The organism is Flavobacterium sp. Root186 (assembly GCF_001428525.1).
Classification (GTDB): domain Bacteria; phylum Bacteroidota; class Bacteroidia; order Flavobacteriales; family Flavobacteriaceae; genus Flavobacterium.
Window position 1 is genome coordinate 671,228 of record NZ_LMHW01000013.1, and the last position, 17,124, is coordinate 688,351.

Genomic DNA, 17,124 nt, shown 5'->3' on the forward strand with positions numbered 1-17,124 from the left:
GGACAAAAATACGGATACGATTTAAGACTTCAAATTATTATTGTACTTTCGTAAAAAAAGAAAAGAATGTCCCCAAAAAGTATTTTTCTAGAGACGCATAATATCAATAACAGAGCATCAGGTTTAGGAACTTTTAATTATGAATTAATTAAAGGCTTATCTACGTTAGATTTTAATAATTACGAATTAATACTAAACAGTGCAAAACCAGAGCTTCTAAAAGACGAATTTAAGGATAAATTTAAATACCATAAATACAGCAGTCTTTCAAGGCATCCGTTGTTTAGAATTCGAAAAAAATATGATTTATGGCATTCTGTTAATCAAAACATTAAAGTTGAACCTTTTCACAAAATTAATTATCTGCTTACTGTTCATGATATTCATTTTGTAGAAGAAGTTTCAAACGATAAAAGCCCTAAATTAAAGAAGCTTTTTGCAGAAAAATTAGAAAGATCAACTGCCATTACCTATATCTCAGAATTTGCAAAAAAACATACGCACGAGCATTTTGATGTACCAAATGTTCCTGAATATGTTATTTATAATGGAAACCCAATTTCGACTCTTTTAGACACTTCTGCTTTTATTTCAGATGTTCCTGTCGACAAACCTTTCTTTTATTCGATTGGAGATTTTATTGAGCGAAAAAATTACAGTTCAATCATTAACATGATGAAATTAATTAAAGATTTTAATTTAATTATTTCCGGAAACAACAATAAAAAATACGGTGAGGAAATCAAAAAATTGATTACTGACAATGGCTTAAGCAATCAGGTTTTTTTAACCGGAAAAGTGTCTGATGAAGGAAAACAGTTTTATATGAAAAACTGTACGGCATTTCTTTTTCCGTCAATTCGCGAAGGTTTCGGACTTCCGCCAATTGAAGCGATGAGTTTTGGTAAACCGGTATTTTTATCTGATAAAACTTCACTGCCTGAAATTGGAGGCGATGTCTCCAACTATTGGAATAATTTTGATGCTGAATATATGAAAGATATTCTTTTTAACGGATTAACCCATTTTGACAATAATAAAACCGAAATTGAAAGTCTCCTAAAAAAAAGAGCTGCAAGTTTCGATTGGAAAATTGCAGCTGCTGAATATTTTAATGTGTATAAAGAGATCTTAAAATAAATCCTTATTTATTTAAATGTTTAAACCACTGCCCGACATTTTTTTTCCAAATGAAAAAATCTGAGGGCAGGACTTTAAAAAAGTCAAGGTTGTTTTTGATTTCATTAAAAGTTGAACCTTTTACAAACGCTAGTTTTTTCCATTTTTCCGGTTCCATATAAAAGAAGTTTCGCATACTTTTATAGTTGCACTCATTTACTGTTTCCCATTTGTTTAGAAACTCTTCTTTATTGATATCGGTATCATGTCCCCAATTGTTAAACTTCATTTCCAGTTCTTCTTTTGTTCTGGATATGCATTCATGTAAAATTGGACCTTTAAAATAAATGATTCTCTTGCGTGTCTGTCTTCCAATTTTATAACTAGGAAAGTTTGTAGCAACCATAATTTTGGTTGGTTTTTTAACATACAACACTCCCTTATCTAATCTTTTATAGAGATTTATAAGACATGGAGAAATCTGAACCTGATTTTTTTCTGGATTGTCCAGAAAGTGATTTTTAGATTTTAAGAATTTTACAAATCCTTTAAAATCCAAAAAATATTCATCTGCATCTAATTGAATGAGCCAGTTTCCGATGCCCATTTTTTCGGCAAGAATTTTTCGCTCCAAAACCTCACACTGCATGCTGGTTAGTTCCGGATGATAAAAATTATCTTCTAATATTTCTATTTTAGAATCGACATCAATCGACCTTAACCATTGAAAAAAATCGTCTTCTATAACAAAAGATTCTCCTTTCCAGGTCTTTCTTTCCTTATCAATTGCTAAAAAAATTGAGTCAGATTCTTTATATACTTGTGGAATAGCAATTTTAAGCAATTCATAATCATACGACACTAAAAATCCGACCTGAATTTTTTTCATTTATTTATATTTGTTAGGGGCAAAGATAAAAACATTCCGAAATTATCTATGAAATTTGCTTTCGAATTTTTAAGATAATTTTAACTTAAACCTTATCTTTGCCTTTTAAAACAAAAACCATGCAAATTCTTCAATTTCCTGAAATTTCTGTGATAATTCCAGTGTTTAATGCTGCTTCATTTTTGCAAGAAAGCATTGAAAGTATCTTAAATCAAACATTCTCAGACTTTGAACTCATTATATTAAACGATAAATCTACAGATGAAAGTTTAGAAATAATTAAAAAATTTCAAGCTAAAGATAATCGAATAATTATTATAGACAAAGAACAAAATATTGGACCCGCAAACCTTAGGAATGAAGGTATTAACGCAGCAAAAGGCACTTATATTGCATTGATGGATGCTGATGATATTGCTTTACCAACCCGTTTTGAAAAACAAATTGCAGTTTTAAAAAACAATCCAGAAATTGGGGTCTGTGGTACATGGTTTACTTTTTTTGGGTTAAAAAAAAATAAAATCATAAAACATAATACAAATTCTGACGCCATAAAAGTATCTTTTTTACACAGTTGTAACATCGGGAATCCAACTGTAATGTTTAAAAAAGAAGTATTAGGCGATTTAAAATTCGATAATGAGTATGTTCCTGTTGAGGATTATGATTTATGGAGCAGATTATTGGCTAAAACTAACTTTTATAATATTCCTGAATCTTTATTAAATTACAGACAACACAATAACAATATCAGTAAGACAAAAATTGATAATGTAAACCGATCTGTAAAAAAAGTAAAAATAAATCAATTGTCGGCACTTGAAATAAATCCTGCAGATCGAAAAATCGATTTTTACCTGAATGCTGTTTCGTTTAAAAAAGGTCTTTTTCCAGAAGAAATTATAGAAACTATTAATGCATCTAAATTTCTGCTTTCGCAAAATGAAAAGTTAGGATACTTTAATCATGAAATTTTTCAAAAACATATCACTAAAAATTTAATCCGCATTATCCGAAATTCGGGTTCTTATAAACTTTCATTTTATAAACATTTGAAAAATAACGAAAGTACATTATTTCAAAAAATAAACTTCATTGATAAAATACTTCTCTATTTTAAATCGTTAACTGGTAAGTAATAATTAAATGTTTGATTTAATATAACGCCACAGGTATTTCATTTTTAATGACAAGCCAGCTTTATCTAAAAATTCATTTATAGCATTTTGATGATCTCTGCTGTTTTTGAACTCTTTGTTTTTACGTAATTTCAAAGCTTCAAAAGCGGAAGCTTTTAGCAATGTTTCCAAAACTCTTTTAATGTTTTGTGTTCTGGACTGTGGAATTTTATCAAATATTTCTTTTAAATTCAGATAAGATGAATAACGCTGCAGGAAAGGCGTTTGTAAAGAATAAATCCCGCCAGAATGCCACCTGTAAACTGCGCCTTGGAAATTTAAAAATGCTCCTTTTCCATTGCAAAGAGCTAATGCATATAGTGTATTATCTTTACTGTATTCAAACTTTTTATAATCAAATGGATCAACTGCATCTTTTTTGAAAACACTCGTTAAGGTATATGTACAATACGGCTTAAAAAGAGTATTGAAATCAATTGTATAAACGGCTGGCAAAGTACTATTAAAATCATTTGATATTAACTCAGCATCTTTTTTAGTATAAAAATCGGTCCAGGTAATTACATACTCCGTATTGTTTTCTAAAAAATCAACTTGTTTTTGCAGTTTTAATTCGTCAATCCAATAATCATCTCCTTCGCACAATGCAATATATTTCCCTTTTGCCTTTGGAAAAGTAAAATCGCTCCATATATTAACCTCTTTTTTAGAATACTGATTTTCTTTCTGTAAAATTGGTTTAATAATTAAAGGATATTTTGCAGCAAAATCATTAATTACAGATGCAGTATTATCTGTAGAAGCATCATCGTGCACAATTATCTCAAATGGAAATGTAGTTTTTTGAATTAAAAAACCATTTAAAGTTTCACTTATAAAATTTTCATGATTAAATGTGGTACAAATAATACTTACTAAAGGCTGTGTATCATCAATTTTCCAACTTGAAATGATGTCGTTTTGATCTCTCATATTTGAATTTATTCACTAAACAAAAGCTAGTATTATTGTCATCATTATTTTATGATTTACAAAAATCTAAATCTTTAGTAAGGATTTTTAAAAGTCCATTTTTTTTGCAGGAACTCCAAAAACAGTAGTATTTTCTTTTACGTTTTTAATAACAAGGCTGGCAGCACCAACTGTTGCACCTTTTCTAACGATAATATTAGGTAAAACTGTAGATCGTGTATTTAAGCATACTTCTTCTTCCAAAATGGCATAGCCTCCGGTAAAACTATATGCGTTTATATGACACCATTTCCCAATTTTAGAATCATGGCCGATTGCTACAAATCCCTGGATTGTTACAAAATCATCAAGTATACAGTCGTTACTAATATTAGAATACATGAATACAATTATACCGTTACCCAATTTTACGTTTGATGTAAAAACTACTGTTGGGTGAATTAAATTAATAAATTGACCTCCTTTTGATAGAATTATTTGGACATAATGTTTTTTCCATTGCACACTTCCAAGTGCACAAACAAAGACATCGTTATCCTGAATTTCATAATTCTCTACCGATGAAATGATAGAAGGATAATTTTCAAAACCATCTAAAGCATCTAATTTATCATCTAAGAAACCTTTTATAGCATATTCAGTATTATAACCAGAACATTGTCTTGCAAGCCCACATACCTCACGGCCATATCCTCTTGCTCCTATTATGATTAAATTTTTCATCTTTAAATTATTAAGTTACAAGCTGCCCAGGAATATCCTACGCCAAATCCTGCCAATATCAAATTTTTGGATTCTATTAATTTTCCTTGTTTTTGAGCTTCATATAAAGCAATCGGAATTGTTGATGAAACTGTATTTCCACACTCTTCCATAGCAATAAAAAACTTTTCTTCAGGAATTTTTATTTTCTTTCTCAGGTGATTAAGCATATATTTATTTGCCTGATGAAAGATATATAAATCGATATCTTCTTTGGTTAAGTTTGATTTCTCTAAAATAGCCTCTGTAAGTTTCGGAACAAATTCTCCTGTAAAATTGAAAATTTCTGCACCGTTCATGTACAAATTTTTATCATTTCGAACGTTTCCAAATTCATCCGAAATATCTTCATTCTCATTAGAAACCGGAAAACGCATTCCTCCTTGTTTTACAATTAAGTTTTCTGCTCCTTTTCCATCTGTTCCAAAAATGAATTTATCGAGAGAACAAAATCCTTTTTCGCTTGATATTAATGTTGCAGCGGCGGCGTCTCCAAAAATAGTCTTGTTACTTTTATCCTTATGATGAATGAATTTAGAATAGGTTTCTGAGGTAATTAACAAAACATTTTTTGCCATTTCACCCGCTATTAAACCTTTAGCCAGACTTAAACCATAAACAAATCCTGAGCATCCAAGGTTAAAATCTAAAGCTCCTATTGAAGTATTTAGGCCTAATTTATCCTGAATAATACAAGCAGTTGTAGGCAAAAAATAATCTGGACTTTGGGTACAAAACAATAAGTAATCAATCGTAGATTTATCAATATTATGTTCTGCAAATAATCGCTCTGCAGCTTTTACTGCCATATCTGATGAAAATTCATCTTTTGCACTTATATGTCTTGAATTGATTCCGGTTTTAGAACTGATTTTCTCAATATCCCATTCCGGAAATTCTTTATTTATTAAATCATTTGACAGAACTTCCTCTGGAAGATAATAAGATATGGCTTTTATATTAGCTTTCATTTTCTAAGAATTTTAAATATTGTTTTTGAAAATGATGTACTCGCTCTTCTTCATCAGAAAGTTTTCCTGATAAATTTGTATGTCTTACTCCTTGTTGAACAAGCTGACAAACCGTTTTATCTTCATCAAAAACTTGTCTGTTAAAACCAATTAAAGATTCTTCAAAAGCTTTAATTACAATTGGTGTGGTTTCAGAATCTATAACAGTAGTAAAAACGTAGCTTGTAAATTTTGTACTATCTGGTGTAATTGGTTCAATTAAAGAATAATTAAAAGAAATACCATGCGTACTTGATATCAACAAATTAGGAAAAATCAGTATGTGTTTATAACCTTCAATATCGTAACCTCTTGGTGAATAATACGTATTGATTTTTTTATATCCTCCTTTATCTTTTACTATATTCAAATCACTTGTCCAGCTTGAATTATTTTTATCAAAAGCAAAATCTAATCCCGAAGGTTCTAATTTAGCAAGAGTTTCAGCATGAACTAAACCTACATGATAACTTTCAAGCGTATTTTCAACAATAACTTTCCAGTTTGCATTTATTTCCATAGAATTAACATCAATTCTATTTCCTAAGCTTAATGACATCGTCTTTAATTCATCATAAAATACGCCTATAAAATTTTCTAAAGGTTCAATGTCTTCATGTAAGGAAACGAAACATAAATCTCCACAAAATGAAATTTTAAATTCCTTTAATTTCATTTCACAAAGCTCTTCTTTAGAGAATTTTTTAAACAAAGGTTTTTTCGGGATTCCGCTTGGAATTCCGTTTTTATCATACGCCCATCCATGATAAGGACAAACCAAAGGTCTGTTTCCAGATGCTTCTTGCTGAATTATGGAAAAACGGTGTGAACAAACATTTAAAAATGATTTAATCTCACCTCTCACATTTTGAACCACAACTGGTGTGCCTGCAATTTTTAAAGCAATGAAGTCATTATCATTTAAAAAATCTGATCTGAATCCAACAAAATGCCAAACTTTTTTAAAAAGCATATCGTTTTCTTGCTCAAAAACAGCGTCATCATAATAATGAAAAGCAGGTATGTTTGAATTCATAATTTTTATTTTAATGTGAATCCGCCATCAATAACTAAGTCAGAACCAGTCATCCATTTACTCATATCACTTAATAAATACATAACTAGTCCGGCAACATCTGACGGTTCTCCATATCCCAGCGGATATTCTAATTCGGCTTTTTTTAATTCTTCTTCAGAAGCTGCATCACTTGCCTGTTCTGTCATTGCTGTTTTAACAATTCCGGGGCAAATACTATTTGATCTAATTCCCTGTGGAGCAAGCTCTGTAGCCAATACTTTAGAAAAAGATATTAATGCCGCTTTTGACGCTGCGTACATAGCAGTTCCGCCTACGCCTAGTTTTGAGGAAATTGATGATATAAAAACAAGAGATGCTTTTTTATTTAGCAATTTCTTTTTGATTAGTTTTTGAGTTAAAACAACATTACTATCAAAGTTTACAGAAAAAACAGCATCTATTTTGCTTTCGTTTAAAAACTTAACCGGCAGGTATTCTACAATACCAGCATTAAAAATAACACCATCATAAGGTAAACTTTGCGAGATTAATTCATCAATATCTGCAGCATTAGAAAGGTCAACAGCATACATTTTGTGACCGTTTCCGCTTAATAATGAAATTGTTTCCTGCAGTTTTTCTACATTTCTTCCTATTATAGTAACAACTGCTCCTAGTTTTGAAGCCGAGATTGCTATTTCTCTACCAATTCCCTGAGATGCGCCCGTAACTAATATATTTTTATCTTGTAATGTAATCATTCTATAATTCGATTAAATCCAAAACCTCTATTTGACAATCTTCAACAAACACAGTTCCCCATGATAATCCTACACCAAAACCGCACATTAGCAAATTAGAAGATTTATTTTCTATTTTATCTTTTAATTCTGACACTATGGTTAACGGAATTGTAGCAGATGAAGTGTTTCCAAAATGCTGTAAGGAATACGGAACTTTTTCAACTGGCAGTTTTAATTTTTTGGCAATCATTTTATTCATCATCAAATTTGCCTGATGAAAAATAAAGTAATCTATTTTTTCTTTATCAATTGCATATTTTTCTAACAGCTTATTTACTGTTTTAGGTCCCTGCGATATTCCAAAGCCAAAAACATCCATACCATCAAGAACCAAATCACAGGAATTACGGCTAATTCCTTCTTCAATAATTTTTATTTCTAAAGAATCAGCGTTTATTCTGTTTCTTGATCCTCCATCGGGTACAATAATAGTTTTATAACCTGATCCGTCTGTTCCTAAATCAAAAAGCATGTTTCCCGTATTTTCGTTAAGTTCAAATGCGGTTGCGCTTCCGGCATCTCCAAAAAGCGGTAATGTACTTTTATCTTTATTTGAAACAATTTTACTAATTGTATCTCCTGCCAAAAGCAAACCTTTTTTTAAGCCTGTTGCTTTCATCATTCCTGCAATAATAGACATTCCATATACATATCCTGAACATCCCAGAGGAACATCAAAAGCAATACAATTGGTAGATAAACCTAATCTGTCTTGAAGAATGGCCGCAGAAATTGGCAAAATATAATCGCCGGTTTGTGAAACAAAAACCAAAATTTCGATTTCGTCTTTCTGCCAATTTAAATCTTTAATTAATTTTTCAGCAGATTCGCAGCATAAATCAGACGTACAAATTTCTTTTGCAGCAATACGTCGTTCTTCAACTCCTGTTACATCTATAAATTTTTGAATTTCTTCCTTTGTCAATATATCCAAGTCAATATTGCGTTCCTTATTTTTAGGAACACAGCAAGAAATACCTTTTATTGCAATATCATTTATTGAAAAAACGGCCATTTAATTATCCTTTATTTTTAATTATTTCGAAGATGTCATTTAATGAATCTGAAGATTTAATATCATCTCCTGTTAACTTCACAGAATATTCTTCATCAGCCATTGCAATTAATGATAAAGCCGTTAATGAATTCCACTCATCTAAATCTCTAAAAACAGTTTCCTGTGTAATTAAAGCCGCATCTGTATCATCTAAAATATCTGCAAAATTTTTCAAAAAAGCGTTGATTTCCATAGTAATCCTATAATTTATTTTTGTTTATTCTTTTAATATTGATTTTCGAAAACATCAAAAAAGCATTCCTTTAATTTCATTAAAACCTCTTAAAACCTTGTCTGTCAAGCACGTTAACAACGAGTTTAACTTCCTGCAATGTTATAATAGCTATTAATACCAAAAATTAAGGTTTCTTTTCCTAATTTTACCCCGCAAATATAACAATAGTTTATCCGTAATGATAAATTAAACTCATTAAATCCATAATTAAATGATTCCTGTAACCAAAACTTTTTTGCCCCCGCAAGAAGAATATAATTCTTATGTAAAACGTGCATGGGATAAAGTTTGGCTAACAAATAGAGGCGAACTTACTTTAGAATTAGAAGATAAACTTAAAAATCTTCTTAACGTTTCTAATTTGATAATTACTAATAACGGTACAATCCCTATTCAAATTGCATTAAAACTCTTTGGAGAAGGCGGTGAAATCATCACTACGCCATTTTCATATGTTGCTACGTCTGCAGCAATTGTATGGGAAAACTGCAAACCTGTTTTTGTAGATATCAATCCGAATTATTTAACAATTGACGAGACTAAAATAGAAGCTGCAATAACGCCAAAAACAACTGCCATATTAGCAACCCATGTTTTTGGAAATCCTTGTGATGTTATTGCCATTGAAAATATTGCAAAAAAACATAATTTAAAAGTTATTTATGATGCCGCACATTGTTTTGGAGTTAAATTCAATAACCAGTCTCTATTTAATTTTGGCGATGTAAGCACCTGTAGTTTTCACGCCACTAAATTATTCCATACGGGAGAAGGCGGCGCTATGTTTTGTAACGATGCTGCTGTTTTTCATCAACTTTACTACAGCCATAATTTTGGGCATAATGGTCCTTTAGCTTTTCATGGCTTAGGAATAAATGCAAAAATTTCTGAACTGCAGTCGGCAATGGGGCTGGCGGTACTTCCTTATATGGATCACATTATTTCTGAAAGAAAAAAAGTGGTTGACTACTATAATAACAACTTAAATTTCAATGCTGTAAAATCTTTAAAAATAAGAGAAAACACAGAATGGAATTATAGTTATTACCCTGTAATTTTAGATTCTGAAGAGACTTTATTGCAGGTTTCAGAAGCTTTAGCAAAAGAAAATATAATTCCCCGACGTTATTTTTATCCTTCTTTGAATACTATAGAATATACAAAAGGAGAAAAAATGCCTGTTTCTGAATCTATTGCATCGCGGATTTTATGTTTACCGCTTTATGTAGGAATTCCTGAAGCGGATTTAGAAAATATAACTCAAATTATAAATACACAAACATCATAATAAACAGCATTTGCTATTATTATTAAAAATATTTAGGTCATGAATCAAGATATCAATACTGAAGTTCACAATGCTTACGAGGTAATTAAAGAAGGCGGCATTATTCTTTACCCAACAGATACTGTTTGGGGAATAGGTTGTGACGCCACTAATCCTGAAGCTGTCGCCAAAATTTACAAACTAAAACAACGCGCCGAAACGCAAAGCATGATTGTTTTAATGAATGGAGAAAAAATGATTTATAACGTTTTTAAAAACGTTCCTGAGGTGGCTTGGCAGATTATGGATTTATCTGAAAAACCGACAACTTTAATTTTAGACGAAGCCAGAAACGTTGCGCATAATATTATTGCAGCTGATAAATCACTTGGAATAAGATTGGTAAAAGAACCTTTTTGTTTCAAATTAATGGAAAGAATGAAAAAACCATTGGTTTCAACTTCTGCGAATATTTCAGGACAGCCTACTCCAATATCTTTCAAAGATATTAATCCCGAAATTATCAAAGGTGTTGATTATGTCGTAAAACTAAATCAGGACAAAATTGCCGGAAAACCATCAACAATCATCAAATTAACAAACGATTCGCAGGTTAAAGTTATTCGTAAATAGTTTTTTTGTTTCAGGTTTCAAGTTCTGTTCGAAACCTGAAACCTGAAACTTTAAACAACTTTAAGGCTCTCAATCAACCAATCAATATCTTCTTTTGTGTTGTAATGACTAAATGAAATTCGGAGATTTGGTAATTTTAAATCATTCTCCGAAAGCATTTCTTTTAAAACGTGTGAGGGTTTTATACTTCCGGATTGGCAGGCACTTCCTCTGGAAACTGCAATTCCTTTCATATCTAAACTAAATAAAAGCATTGAAGTTTTATCCGAAGAAAAAGGAAGCGTTATATTAATGATATTATAGAAATCATCTTTTTTTCCGTTAATTCTAAAACCAGGAAAATTAAGTTCCAATTGTTCAATAAGATATTTTTTCAGGTCAGTAATATGATTTCTTTCTGTATCTAAATTTTCATACGAAAGAGACAAAGCCTTTGCCATTCCGGCAATTTGATGCACGGCTTCTGTTCCGGCACGGAGTCCTTTTTCTTGTTCTCCGCCAAAAATTAAGGGCTGTAAACCAGAATTTTTTCGAATAAAAGCAAAACCAACGCCTTTTGGTCCATGAAATTTATGTGCACTTGCCAAAATAAAATCTACAGGGATTTTTTGAAGATCGATTTCCGTTTTCCCAACCGATTGAACAGTATCTGAATGAAATAAAGCATTGTATTGTTTGCAAATAACTCCCACTCTTTCCAGATCTAAAACAGTTCCCGTTTCGTTGTTTACATGCATTAAACTAACAATCGTTTTCTTTTCGTCAGAAAGTAAATTAGAAAAATGCGTTAAATCAATACTTCCGTCTTGATTAACATTTACGTAATCAACTTGAATATTATAATCTGACTGCAGCGCCAAAACACTGTACAAAACAGCGTGATGTTCAATTTTAGTAGTTATAATACGCTCTACCTTTAAATCTTCAACAGCCGATCTCAAAATCCAGTTATTTGCTTCTGTTCCGCCAGAAGTAAAAATAATTTCCTGTGCAGAGCAGTTTAAATGCTTGGCAATACTTTTTCTTGAAAGTTCTAAAACTGTTTTAGCATTTCGTCCAAAACTATGCGTAGAAGACGGGTTACCAAAATCGTCTGCCATAATTTTAGTCATTTCCTGAATTACTTCAGGTCGCATAGCAGTTGTTGAGGCGTTATCGAGGTATACTTTTTTCATTGATGCAAAGTTATGAAATATCAATTGTCTAATCTAAAAGATCATTTGCCAAATTTTTCACTATTTTTGACCCAAATAAAATTACGATGAAAAAATATGCAAGCCTTTTAATATTGGCTCTTTTGTTAAACGGCTGCGACGATGGCGATTTAACAGTAGATACAATCAATTTTGAAGATATTCAAACTTCGGCCAGTTGTCCTAATTCAAGCACTGACGAGACTGCTCCAACTCTAATTTACAAATTAAAAACTCAGGAATCATTAGTAATTCAGCTGCCTGCAAACAGTATCAAAAATGATGCTACTCCAATTGGAGCCCCACTTACTTATGACATTAATAATTCAACTTATCGTGTGCTTTACAGAGCTTACGATGGTACCGTTGCGGTTAATAATATTTGCGGTACAATACCGCCAAGAACACCAAATGTAACGGAAGAATGGCAGGCTACAGCGGGTATAATTGAAATTACATCAACGCAGGTTACAGGTGATAAAAGCACAACTGACGGAAGTACAAGAATTACAGGTTATAATCATCAAATTGTTTTTAGAAACATTACTTTCTTAAAACCTGCAGGTCCTCAAACAGAAGAAGAATTTGTTTTCGGAAATTACACTACTGGACCAGATCCGCTATATTTAACTTTTACAACTGCACCAACACAATGTACAGATAAGAAACAAGTTTTTAATTTTAACCCAACTTCTTATATGCAGGTTAATAACCTTGATCAAACACTTATTCAACAAGTAGTAGGTACAAGATCTGCAGCAATAACAGCAACAGCAAACAATATAACGTATACTACTTTTAAATCTAATACAGGAACTTTAACCAGCTCGTATTTTTGTATAAGCCCAGCACCATCAGCTCCGGCTGTAAGTACAGTATGGAACAGTGTAGTAGATAACAATGGTATCGTTGAAGTTACAACAACAGCAACAGGAACAACAAGTATTGTTTACAAGCACACTATTACCATAAAAAATGTTACTCTTAAAAAAGGAAACAGCAGTTTTTATTTAGCTGATGATTTTGTTCTTGGTACAATAACTGATGCACCTGTAACTGCACCTACGGCTAAAAAATAACAAAAATTATTCTTACAAAAAAAGTCTGTTTTTTGATCCGGTTTTTTAATAAATCAGATTCAAAAACAGACTTTTTTTTATGTTTAAAAATAAACGATTTTAAGATTTTAAAATCATTTTATTTAGTATTTTGACGAATATAAACTTCCGTCGCGCCTAAGCCATATTTTTGATAATTGGCATCTTGAAAATCAATTCCGTCATAACGACCCAATAAAAAATCAAGCTCGGCTTTTAAAATCCCTTCACCGACGCCGTGAATAAAAACGATTTTTGGAATGCGGTTTCTAATCGCAAATTCAATATGTCTTTTTGCCGTTTCTGTCTGCAGCGTTAAGATATCGTAATTTGACATTCCGCGTTTATTTGGGACCAGTTTTTCAATATGCAAATCAAATTCCGGAGCTGCAATTTCACGTTTATCTTTCTTTTCCTTAACAAAACTTCTTGGTTTTGGCTCTGTTTTTTCTTTTGAAACTTCTTCTAAATCAATTCTTTTAATAGAATTCATTAAATTACTGGAATCCTGAACCTTAAGTAGTTCATTGACAAAAAATGTCATCATAAATCCATCCTCAGTTTCAATCAAAACTTCTTTATTTTTAACCGAAACTACTGTTCCGTTTATCGCTTCGTCTAACACCGAAACTTTATCTCCTTTACTCAACATCCTGCTCCTCTTTTTCTTGATTTTTACTTGGCGTTTTTGCGCTTAACTGCATCATTCCATACATAAAAACTGCAATTGCAATTACCATAATATAGATATTTTTATCATCAGAAACCTGCTCATATAATGCAACTGAAATGGCAAGAATCATAATTAAAATTTTAAAAGCTTTCATTTTCTAAAGTTTAAGAATCCAAAAGTATAAAACTTTAAAATAGAAGTTTCTTTCTTCTGAAATGTTATCAAATATTTTTTTGTAAAATTGTAAAAAATTAACCTGTGAATTTAGAGAAATATATGATCCCCTGCCTCTTCAAAAAACTCTTTGGTTTTGAGTGTCTCGGCTGTGGCTTTCAACGTTCTTTATTCTTACTTTTTCAAGGTGAGTTTTCGGCCGCTTTTAAAATGTATCCGGCCATCTACACTACCCTCTTATTTTTAATTTTACTGGCTTTATATTTTTTAGATAAATCCAGAAATTATCAAAAAATTATCTGGAAAGCTGCGGGTATAAATATCTTTTTTATGTGTGTAGGTTATTACTACAAACACTTTTATCTTTGATATTTTCAGGTTCGTTTTACTTCTTAATCTGATTCAAAATATCATTCATCATCTCAATTTGAACTTTCTGAATTTCGATTAATTCCTGCTGCTGATGCATAATCAAATGGTCAATTTTATCGTGAATCATTCTTATTTCCAATTCAGATTTCAGGTTAATCATATAATCTTTTTTGGCACGGTTTCGGTCTTTTTCTTCCTGACGATTTTGACTCATCATAATTACGGGTGCCTGAAGTGCAGCAATACAGGATAAAATTAAATTCAATAAAATAAACGGATACGGATCAAAACCTTTATCCAGCAAAAAATAAACATTTGAGCCAATCCAAACAATAATAAAAGATACAAACGAAATAATAAAAGTCCAGCTTCCGCCAAAATCTGCCACTTTATCGGCTATTCTTTGTCCGAAACTTCTTTTTTCATCCTCATCTTCAACAATGCTTACGATTGATTTATCTTCTTTTAAAGATGAAATAACACTTTTTTCAAGATCTGAAAGCGTTCCAATTTCAGTCGACAGATAATTAGAAATATATTTTTGACGGTATTCATTCAATTCCTGAACCGAAATACAGTCATCGTCGCAAAACGAAGGATGATCTTTTATAATAAGGCCTAAAATGGGATCGTGAATAGAAATACCGCAAATTTTCTCACTTTCGGGGAAAGAAATATCAGAAATCGAACTTTTAAAAGTTGAATTATTTTTCATTTTTGTAGATTTTATCCGCTAATTTAAACAATTAACTTCTTAAGAATCATATAAAATATAACCATTTATCAATCTTTCATTTATCACAAATACAATTCTGAAGCCAAAATTTCTTTAGTTAAATCGTGTCCTTATTTACAAAAAACGCCTTACTTTTAACGTTTTAAAATATCCACTCAATTTTACTATTGTGACTAAAGACAATATCATACAAAATATTAAGGCTTTAAAAAGCCATTCAAATATAAACTACGGTATCAAAACCAAAACAGAAGATTTTACCGAGAAGCTTTTCTACACTCTTTTTGATTCGAATGCGGCTCTTGACGAAAGCATTGATGAACTTGAAATCCGCTTTAAAGAAATAGCTGTTTTAGCCTGCAAAAAACCAGAAAATTTATGCGAATCGATTTGGGACAGATTTGTGGCAAAACTTCCAGGCGTTTTAGAAAAATTAAATCAGGATGCCGAATATATTTTAGAAAATGATCCGGCATCAAACAGTATCGATGAAGTTTATTTAGCATATCCGGGCTTTTATGCCATTGCTATTTACAGATTAAGCCACGAATTGTATCATTTAGATTTATTGCTGTTTTCAAGATTAATGAGCGAATATGCACATAGAATCACAGGAACTGATATTCATGCAGGCGCTGATATTGCTTCTCCATTTTTTATAGATCACGCCACAGGAATTGTTATTGGTCAAACCAGCGTTATTAAAAAACACGTTAAGATTTATCAGGGTGTTACACTGGGAGCTTTGAGCGTTAGTAAAGAAATGAAAAATGCGAAAAGACATCCAACCGTTGAAGCAAATGTCTGCATTTATGCCAATGCTACAATTTTAGGAGGCGAAACCATCATTGGAAAAAATAGTATTATTGGCGGTAATTCATGGGTTACTAAATCAATTCCCGAAGATTCGATTGTACTTAATACCACCACAACAGAAGTTAAAATAAAAGAAAAAAAATAAAATGGGTCCACAGAAGTTACTAAACCTAATTGGAAATACTCCATTGATGGAAACAGTCAATTTGGTTAAGAATAAAAACGTTAAGCTTTTACTGAAACTGGAAGGAAATAATCCCGGAGGAAGTGTAAAAGACAGAGCGGCATACAATATGATTGCCGCTGCTCTTGAAAGAGGAGAAATAAAAAAAGGAGATAAATTAATCGAGGCAACAAGCGGCAATACCGGAATTGCCCTTGCTATGATTGCACAATTATTTCAAATAGAAATAGAATTAATTTTACCGGAAGACTCTACAAAAGAAAGAACACAAACTATGCGTGCGTATGGCGCTACAGTTATTTTAACACCTGCAGAAGAAGGAATCATTGGTTCAAGGGACTATGCCGACAAAAAAGTGGCTGAAGGCGGTTATATCATGTTAAATCAGTTTGCGAATGATGACAACTGGAAAGCGCATTATAAAACTACAGGCCCTGAAATTTGGAATGATACTGAAGGAACTGTAACGCATTTTGTCTCTGCTATGGGAACTACAGGGACTATCATTGGAACTTCTACTTATTTAAAAGAAAAAAATCCTGCTGTTCAAATTATTGGCGCACAGCCAAGCGACGGTTCTCAAATTCCCGGAATTCGTAAATGGCCTCAGGAATATTTACCAAGAATTTTTGATGCTTCAAAAGTAGATACTGTTGTGGATGTAAGCGAGGAAGAAGCACGAGAAATGACTAAAAGATTAGCACTCGAAGAAGGCGTTTTCGCCGGAATGAGCAGCGGTGGCTCTGTTGCCGTAGCCCTTAAAATAGCCGAAAAATTAGAATCTGGAGTTATAGTTGCCGTTATCTGCGATCGCGGTGATAGATATTTGTCTTCGGATTTATTTGACTAAAAAGGTTCTAAGGTTCTGAGATACTGAGGTTCTAAGTTTTTTTAAAAAAGAATTATGAATATAAAATCTTACTATCTCAGAACCTTTCAAAACCCTTAGCCCCTCAGAACCTTAATAACTTAGTA

General features: G+C 31.8%; 20 protein-coding genes. 8 read left to right on the forward strand and 12 right to left on the reverse strand.

Features of this window, described 5'->3' with window-relative positions; genetic code table 11:
- Nucleotides 1–66 precede the first annotated feature (66 nt).
- Nucleotides 67–1,140, forward strand: coding sequence for a glycosyltransferase family 1 protein (locus ASD98_RS16230; protein WP_056206237.1), 1,074 nt, complete (start codon nucleotides 67–69; stop codon nucleotides 1,138–1,140).
- Between the two features lie 4 nt (nucleotides 1,141–1,144).
- On the opposite strand, the gene ASD98_RS16235 is transcribed toward ASD98_RS16230, so the two are convergent.
- Nucleotides 1,145–2,008: a hypothetical protein gene (locus ASD98_RS16235; RefSeq protein WP_056206239.1), complete on the reverse strand. Its 864-nt coding sequence runs from the start codon at nucleotides 2,006–2,008 to the stop codon at nucleotides 1,145–1,147.
- 119 nt (nucleotides 2,009–2,127) lie between these two features.
- On the opposite strand from ASD98_RS16235, the gene ASD98_RS16240 reads away from it, so the two are divergent.
- On the forward strand, nucleotides 2,128–3,147 hold the full coding sequence (locus tag ASD98_RS16240; protein ID WP_056206241.1) for a glycosyltransferase family 2 protein: 1,020 nt from the start codon (nucleotides 2,128–2,130) through the stop codon (nucleotides 3,145–3,147).
- A gap of 3 nt (nucleotides 3,148–3,150) precedes the next feature.
- On the opposite strand, the gene ASD98_RS16245 is transcribed toward ASD98_RS16240, so the two are convergent.
- The 7 genes from ASD98_RS16245 to ASD98_RS16275 form a co-directional block, all read right to left on the reverse strand.
- Nucleotides 3,151–4,119: a glycosyltransferase gene (locus ASD98_RS16245; RefSeq protein WP_056206243.1), complete on the reverse strand. Its 969-nt coding sequence runs from the start codon at nucleotides 4,117–4,119 to the stop codon at nucleotides 3,151–3,153.
- 87 nt (nucleotides 4,120–4,206) lie between these two features.
- On the reverse strand, nucleotides 4,207–4,842 hold the full coding sequence (locus ASD98_RS16250) for a sialic acid O-acetyltransferase (RefSeq protein ID WP_056206246.1): 636 nt from the start codon (nucleotides 4,840–4,842) through the stop codon (nucleotides 4,207–4,209).
- Between the two features lie 2 nt (nucleotides 4,843–4,844).
- A complete protein-coding gene (locus tag ASD98_RS16255; protein WP_056206248.1) occupies nucleotides 4,845–5,852 on the reverse strand; it encodes a 3-oxoacyl-ACP synthase III family protein in 1,008 nt (335 codons plus the stop codon).
- On the reverse strand, nucleotides 5,842–6,927 hold the full coding sequence (locus ASD98_RS16260; RefSeq protein WP_056206249.1) for an aromatic ring-hydroxylating dioxygenase subunit alpha: 1,086 nt from the start codon (nucleotides 6,925–6,927) through the stop codon (nucleotides 5,842–5,844). Before ASD98_RS16260 ends, ASD98_RS16255 begins: the two co-directional genes overlap by 11 nt.
- Before the next feature lie 5 nt (nucleotides 6,928–6,932).
- Nucleotides 6,933–7,670: an SDR family NAD(P)-dependent oxidoreductase gene (locus ASD98_RS16265; RefSeq protein WP_056206251.1), complete on the reverse strand. Its 738-nt coding sequence runs from the start codon at nucleotides 7,668–7,670 to the stop codon at nucleotides 6,933–6,935.
- Between the two features lies 1 nt (nucleotide 7,671).
- Nucleotides 7,672–8,727: a ketoacyl-ACP synthase III gene (locus tag ASD98_RS16270; protein WP_056206253.1), complete on the reverse strand. Its 1,056-nt coding sequence runs from the start codon at nucleotides 8,725–8,727 to the stop codon at nucleotides 7,672–7,674.
- A 4-nt stretch (nucleotides 8,728–8,731) separates the two neighbouring features.
- Entirely contained in the window at nucleotides 8,732–8,962 is a 231-nt protein-coding gene (locus tag ASD98_RS16275) for a phosphopantetheine-binding protein (protein WP_056206255.1), read from the reverse strand.
- A 253-nt stretch (nucleotides 8,963–9,215) separates the two neighbouring features.
- On the opposite strand from ASD98_RS16275, the gene ASD98_RS16280 reads away from it, so the two are divergent.
- Together ASD98_RS16280 and ASD98_RS16285 are read left to right on the forward strand one after the other, a co-directional pair.
- Nucleotides 9,216–10,292, forward strand: a complete 1,077-nt coding sequence (locus tag ASD98_RS16280) for a DegT/DnrJ/EryC1/StrS aminotransferase family protein (protein WP_056206257.1) — start codon at nucleotides 9,216–9,218, stop codon at nucleotides 10,290–10,292.
- Between the two features lie 39 nt (nucleotides 10,293–10,331).
- Nucleotides 10,332–10,904, forward strand: coding sequence for an L-threonylcarbamoyladenylate synthase (locus ASD98_RS16285; RefSeq protein ID WP_053473636.1), 573 nt, complete (start codon nucleotides 10,332–10,334; stop codon nucleotides 10,902–10,904).
- Between the two features lie 50 nt (nucleotides 10,905–10,954).
- Here the strand turns inward: ASD98_RS16285 and ASD98_RS16290 are convergent, their stop codons facing one another.
- On the reverse strand, nucleotides 10,955–12,079 hold the full coding sequence (locus ASD98_RS16290; RefSeq protein WP_056206258.1) for a cysteine desulfurase family protein: 1,125 nt from the start codon (nucleotides 12,077–12,079) through the stop codon (nucleotides 10,955–10,957).
- An 86-nt stretch (nucleotides 12,080–12,165) separates the two neighbouring features.
- Here ASD98_RS16290 and ASD98_RS16295 point away from each other — a divergent pair, with 86 nt between their 5' ends.
- Complete coding sequence (locus ASD98_RS16295) at nucleotides 12,166–13,176, forward strand: hypothetical protein (protein WP_056206261.1); 1,011 nt, start codon at nucleotides 12,166–12,168, stop codon at nucleotides 13,174–13,176.
- Nucleotides 13,177–13,294: 118 nt separating this feature from the next.
- On the opposite strand, the gene ASD98_RS16300 is transcribed toward ASD98_RS16295, so the two are convergent.
- Together ASD98_RS16300 and ASD98_RS16305 are read right to left on the reverse strand one after the other, a co-directional pair.
- On the reverse strand, nucleotides 13,295–13,846 hold the full coding sequence (locus tag ASD98_RS16300; protein ID WP_056206263.1) for a Smr/MutS family protein: 552 nt from the start codon (nucleotides 13,844–13,846) through the stop codon (nucleotides 13,295–13,297).
- A complete protein-coding gene (locus tag ASD98_RS16305) occupies nucleotides 13,836–14,021 on the reverse strand; it encodes a hypothetical protein (protein WP_056206265.1) in 186 nt (61 codons plus the stop codon). Before ASD98_RS16305 ends, ASD98_RS16300 begins: the two co-directional genes overlap by 11 nt.
- Before the next feature lie 122 nt (nucleotides 14,022–14,143).
- On the opposite strand from ASD98_RS16305, the gene ASD98_RS16310 reads away from it, so the two are divergent.
- Nucleotides 14,144–14,410: a DUF2752 domain-containing protein gene (locus ASD98_RS16310; protein ID WP_242412132.1), complete on the forward strand. Its 267-nt coding sequence runs from the start codon at nucleotides 14,144–14,146 to the stop codon at nucleotides 14,408–14,410.
- Nucleotides 14,411–14,426: 16 nt separating this feature from the next.
- Here the strand turns inward: ASD98_RS16310 and ASD98_RS16315 are convergent, their stop codons facing one another.
- Entirely contained in the window at nucleotides 14,427–15,128 is a 702-nt protein-coding gene (locus tag ASD98_RS16315) for a DUF1003 domain-containing protein (RefSeq protein WP_056206269.1), read from the reverse strand.
- 190 nt (nucleotides 15,129–15,318) lie between these two features.
- Here ASD98_RS16315 and epsC point away from each other — a divergent pair, with 190 nt between their 5' ends.
- Both epsC and cysM read left to right on the forward strand, forming a co-directional pair.
- Complete coding sequence (gene epsC, locus ASD98_RS16320) at nucleotides 15,319–16,110, forward strand: serine O-acetyltransferase EpsC (RefSeq protein WP_056206272.1); 792 nt, start codon at nucleotides 15,319–15,321, stop codon at nucleotides 16,108–16,110.
- Nucleotide 16,111: 1 nt separating this feature from the next.
- Nucleotides 16,112–16,999, forward strand: coding sequence for a cysteine synthase CysM (gene cysM, locus ASD98_RS16325; protein WP_056206273.1), 888 nt, complete (start codon nucleotides 16,112–16,114; stop codon nucleotides 16,997–16,999).
- Nucleotides 17,000–17,124: the final 125 nt, after the last annotated feature.

Coding starts and splice junctions, on each gene's coding strand:
- ASD98_RS16295 (WP_056206261.1), top strand. CDS start 12,166: ATGAAAAAATATGCAAGCCTTTTAATATTGGCTCTTTTGTTAAACGGC.
- ASD98_RS16315 (WP_056206269.1), bottom strand. CDS start 15,128: ATGAAAAATAATTCAACTTTTAAAAGTTCGATTTCTGATATTTCTTTC.
- ASD98_RS16230 (WP_056206237.1), top strand. CDS start 67: ATGTCCCCAAAAAGTATTTTTCTAGAGACGCATAATATCAATAACAGA.
- ASD98_RS16245 (WP_056206243.1), bottom strand. CDS start 4,119: ATGAGAGATCAAAACGACATCATTTCAAGTTGGAAAATTGATGATACA.
- ASD98_RS16255 (WP_056206248.1), bottom strand. CDS start 5,852: ATGAAAGCTAATATAAAAGCCATATCTTATTATCTTCCAGAGGAAGTT.
- ASD98_RS16305 (WP_056206265.1), bottom strand. CDS start 14,021: ATGAAAGCTTTTAAAATTTTAATTATGATTCTTGCCATTTCAGTTGCA.
- ASD98_RS16260 (WP_056206249.1), bottom strand. CDS start 6,927: ATGAATTCAAACATACCTGCTTTTCATTATTATGATGACGCTGTTTTT.
- ASD98_RS16235 (WP_056206239.1), bottom strand. CDS start 2,008: ATGAAAAAAATTCAGGTCGGATTTTTAGTGTCGTATGATTATGAATTG.
- ASD98_RS16285 (WP_053473636.1), top strand. CDS start 10,332: ATGAATCAAGATATCAATACTGAAGTTCACAATGCTTACGAGGTAATT.
- ASD98_RS16300 (WP_056206263.1), bottom strand. CDS start 13,846: ATGTTGAGTAAAGGAGATAAAGTTTCGGTGTTAGACGAAGCGATAAAC.
- ASD98_RS16310 (WP_242412132.1), top strand. CDS start 14,144: ATGATCCCCTGCCTCTTCAAAAAACTCTTTGGTTTTGAGTGTCTCGGC.
- ASD98_RS16280 (WP_056206257.1), top strand. CDS start 9,216: ATGATTCCTGTAACCAAAACTTTTTTGCCCCCGCAAGAAGAATATAAT.
- ASD98_RS16265 (WP_056206251.1), bottom strand. CDS start 7,670: ATGATTACATTACAAGATAAAAATATATTAGTTACGGGCGCATCTCAG.
- ASD98_RS16270 (WP_056206253.1), bottom strand. CDS start 8,727: ATGGCCGTTTTTTCAATAAATGATATTGCAATAAAAGGTATTTCTTGC.
- ASD98_RS16250 (WP_056206246.1), bottom strand. CDS start 4,842: ATGAAAAATTTAATCATAATAGGAGCAAGAGGATATGGCCGTGAGGTA.
- cysM (WP_056206273.1), top strand. CDS start 16,112: ATGGGTCCACAGAAGTTACTAAACCTAATTGGAAATACTCCATTGATG.
- ASD98_RS16240 (WP_056206241.1), top strand. CDS start 2,128: ATGCAAATTCTTCAATTTCCTGAAATTTCTGTGATAATTCCAGTGTTT.
- ASD98_RS16275 (WP_056206255.1), bottom strand. CDS start 8,962: ATGGAAATCAACGCTTTTTTGAAAAATTTTGCAGATATTTTAGATGAT.
- ASD98_RS16290 (WP_056206258.1), bottom strand. CDS start 12,079: ATGAAAAAAGTATACCTCGATAACGCCTCAACAACTGCTATGCGACCT.